At 68.9% G+C, this 4,201-nt stretch carries 1 protein-coding gene; it reads left to right on the plus strand.

Going from position 1 to position 4,201, the window contains the following annotated elements; genetic code table 11:
• Positions 1-66: 66 nt before the first annotated feature.
• Positions 67-4,201, plus strand: a 4,135-nt coding sequence (locus tag ASE31_RS31765) for a JAB domain-containing protein (RefSeq protein ID WP_157412582.1), incomplete at its 3' end; no start/stop codon positions are given.

Raw genomic sequence — 4,201 nt, forward strand, 5'->3', positions numbered from 1 at the left:
TCCCCAGCGGCTGATCCGCGCGCCAGAGTGGTCTCGTACCACCAACCTCCGCGCGGAGCCCTTTCCATGAACCTGTACGAACTGGCCTCGCAAGACGAGGCCTGGGGCGCTTTCACCCTCGACGACAACGACGACGGCACACCGTTGTCTGCCTGGCCTGCGGACCCGCCCGCCTCCATGCCGCCCGGCCCAGTACCTCTTGACGCAGCCCTGGATGCTGCCGCCCGCGAATACGGGGTGGATGCCGACGTGCTGCGCGCGCTGGGCCACAGCGGCTCGGTCGATTCCATTTTCGACACCGCAGCCTCGCTGCGCTCGCGCCTGGAGGCCTTCGATGGCGACTACGCCCAGGCCCTGGCCTCCTACCGCCGGGAAGAAGAGGGCAACGCTGGCGATGCCTTGGCGGCACCGGCCGCTGCACCCCTCTCGCCCCCAACGCAGGCCGATGCGCAGGTGCCCGCCCCGGGGCCTGCACCGACGCCGGCCCCCTCGGAACGGCCCAGGCCCGCAAGGCCCCAGGCAGCCGCGCCCGTGCCGGGGGCGCCGCCATCGCAAGCCGCAAGGCCAGACCAGCCCCCTGCCCCGCCAGACGCCAGGCTGGGCGCCGCCGACGACCCGCGCAGCCTGCTGTACCGCCAGGCCCCGGCGACGCAGAAGCCTTTCGTGGATGAGGTGAAGAGCCAGCTGGCGTCGGGTGCGAAGACCCTGGCCCGGATGCTGCCGGGCATCGGCGCCGCCGCACGATGGGTGGCCACCCAGCCCGAGGCCACCGCCGGCAAGGCCACGCCAGCCAGCGTTGGCAGCGTGCTGGAACGCGCCGCACCGCCTGCGGACTTGCCCAGCGCCAGCTTCGCCCCGGTGCGGCCCGAGGTGCGCCAGGCCTTTGGCAACGCATGGAACGCAGCCAACCCTGAAGACCGCCAGCGCATGCAGTCCATGCCAGGATGGCAGGGCCAACTCGCACGCGAGAGGGCCGCGCAGTTCGCGCGGGCAGACGAAGGCGCCCTGTCGCGCTCGCCCACCGCAACCCTGCTCGATACCCGCGCCGAAGGCCGCACCAAGGCACTGATCGCCAAGGGCGAGCACCCCGACTTCGCGCGGCGCGCGGCCAGTGAAGGCGCAGCCGCAGGCGTCGCACCGGGGCAAGAGATCAAGGCCCTTGGCGGCACGGTGCAGCCTTCCACCTACGACTTCGACACCAAGAACCTGTTCGACCCCGACCGCCCCGCCAACCTGCTCAACAACGCAGTGGTGCGCGGCGTCGCCAAAGGCGGGCTGGGCCTGGGCAAGGGTGTGGTGGGCTTGAGCCAGGCCATCGAAGACCTGACCGGCGCAGACGATGCAACCCGGCAACGCACCGCAGACCGCGCCACCTCATTGCGCGGCATGGAGCAGGCCATTGGCGAGCGCGGCACGCACCTGCAGCGCAACTTCGAAGGTGCCGTCAGTTCCATCACCCAGCAGTTGCCCATGCTGGTCACGGGCAGCTTCGTACCGTCGCAGTTGCTCAGCATGGGCGGCATAGCGGTGCAATCGTTCGGGCAGGAGTACAGCGACGGCAAGTCGCGCGGGCTCGACCCGCAGCAGGCGGCCGGGCGCGCAGGCGCATTCGCCGCCTTCGAGGTGATCGGCGAGAAGTTCGGCTTCAAGGGCAACATGGGGGCCATCCGCAAGGCCACCGCCGGCATGCACGGGGATGCGCTGGCGGGCTTTCTGGCCAACCTGGTCAAAAAGGAAATCCCCGGCGAGGTGCTCACCACCACCGGCCAGTTCGCCGTGGACAAATGGGCCCCCGCCGGCATGGCGCTGAACCCGAACGCCACGCTGGGCGACTACGTCCAACAGCTGGGCGACACCATCACCCAGACCGTGATGCAGGGCGCAATGATGAGCGGGGGACGGCGCGTGCTGGGAGGTGGTGTGACGCAGCCCGCACCGCGCGTACAGGACCAATCCACCGCACCGCACGCACCCCAGGCCGGTGAAGGGACCTATGAGGGAGGCACCGGCAACACCACCGCCCCCACTCCAGCGCCCTCATCAGGCTCCACGGCACCAGCAACGGGCTACCACGGCGAGCCCGTGCCCAACACCACCCAATGGTCGGACGTAGCCGCCGCCGACAAGAAAGCCCGAGCCGAAGCCGAGATACTGCGCCAGGCCGAGGCCCTGCCGGCACAGGATGCTGCAACCGGCGCGGCGACCACACCAAGCCCTGCCGCCCCATCGGCCACGCCCACGATGCCCATGCCGGCATCGACGGACGGCAACAGCAGCGGCACACAGCAAGGCGCCAACGCCTTGCCGCACGGACAGGTCAACAGCGACGCAGATCAGGCAGAGACAGCCACCCAGGCAAGCGCCGCCGATCCCGCAACCAATGCACCCGGCACCCCAGCTCCGGCCCCAACGCCTTCCGCTGCGAACGCTGAAGCCGATGCCAGCGCCGCAGCCACAGACATAGCGCCAGCCACTACCCAGCACGGCTCGGCCCACCACACGGCAACGGCACAGGTCCAGCCCCCGGCCTCCGCCCCCATAGACGCACAGGTCCAGGCCCTTGACTCCGGCATGCTCGTCATCGGCGGCGATCAGGCCACCATCCTGGCGCACCTGCAAGCAGGCGGCGTGCGCGGTGCCGAGCCATTCGCGGGCGTGACCGTGGTGCCCGTCGACCAGGCGGCACTGGCGCAACGGGTGCTCAGCCGCCCACTCGCCGTCACGGCTGGCCCGCAGGTGGGGAGCGGGTCTCAGCGCGCATCGGCAACGGCCACCCTGCCACAGGCCAGAGCCGCCTCGCGGTTCGCGCCCGCAGACCCTCGAGGTGGAGCGCCAACGGCTGGCAGCTCCAAGGAGGGCTCCAGCGATGTGGGCGCCGGCGCCTCACGCACAGAGCATGGCTCACCGGCGAATGGGGGAGCATTTCAGCCTGCGCCAGTCATGCAGATGCAGCGCGACGGCACGCTGATGGTCAAAGGCGACCCCGCACAGTTGCAGGAGCGCCTGCGACAAGGCGGCGTGGACCGCGTGCTGCGGCGCAAAGGCGGCGTGGTTGTCGGGCTCGATCAGGTGGACAAGGCGCGGCAGTTGCTGGGCGGCCTGCAGCCCGCGCAACCTCACAATCCTGCACCCAGCCAAGGCAAGCTCGTTGCAGAGAGCTACCGCAGCGGCTACAGTAGTGTCAATGGACGCGTTCAAGAACCAACCCAGCCCGACGATGGACTCGGACCCACTCAAGGCGACGCCCGAGCGGCCGGCGATGGTGCTTTGCGGCGGGGTGGTGGAGCACCCTTACCGCATCGGACCGCCTCTCTCGTGGGAGTCGGATTTGCCGGGCGAATGGAGCGAGCCGACGACCAAGGGAGCAGCCAGGGGATTCTGCGGCGGGATGGAAGAACATCCCTACCACGTAGGACCGCCGCTCTCGTGGGACTTGGAATCGCCGAGCGAATCGAACGCTCCGGCAGCCAATCCCTCCTTGGCGAGCAAGTAGACAGCCCGCAACGCCTGGCCGAGCTGGCCCAGGTGTATCGCGATCCCCGGTTCGAGACGTTCCGGGTTTTCTTTGTCAAGGACGGCGTGGTGGTGCATGCCACCGGCGTTAGTTCCCGCATGCCTGGCACAGCGCCCATGGCTCCTGCTGGCGTCAGCGAGCAAGAGTATGTGAACCAGATGCGCGACATCAAGCAGAAGACTGGGGCGGACTCTTACTACCTGCTGCACAACCATCCGTCGGGCAATCCCACGCCCAGCCCTGAGGACGTTGGACTCACACGCATGCTGGGGGCGCATGTCCCGGGTCTCGTGGCTCACGTTGTCATCAACAGCAACAAATACGCCGTGATCGACGCTGCGAACCAAGGCAGAGAACCTGCCGACATGGTGCGCTACCAAGACTTCGGCGAGGACAGGCTGCTCAAGGCCAGCAAGCCCATGGCGGTATTGGGCGAAAAGATGGCTGGGCCAGACGACCTTGCCATCGTGGGCAAGTCCATGCAGCGGCCAGGCTGGATCACGCTCATCGGCACCGGCGCGGATGGCAAGGTGCGCGCGATCTCCGAGGCCCCAGCCAGCATCCTCACGCGCAGCTATCCCTACCTGGCGGCCACCGTGCGCCGCTTCATGCGCCAGTCAGGCTCGGGCAGCGTTTTCGCGGTAGGCGACGCGGGCGACATAGGGTCCAAGCCTGTGCGCGATGCAC

This window comes from Acidovorax sp. Root217 (assembly GCF_001428645.1).
GTDB lineage: Bacteria > Pseudomonadota > Gammaproteobacteria > Burkholderiales > Burkholderiaceae_C > Acidovorax.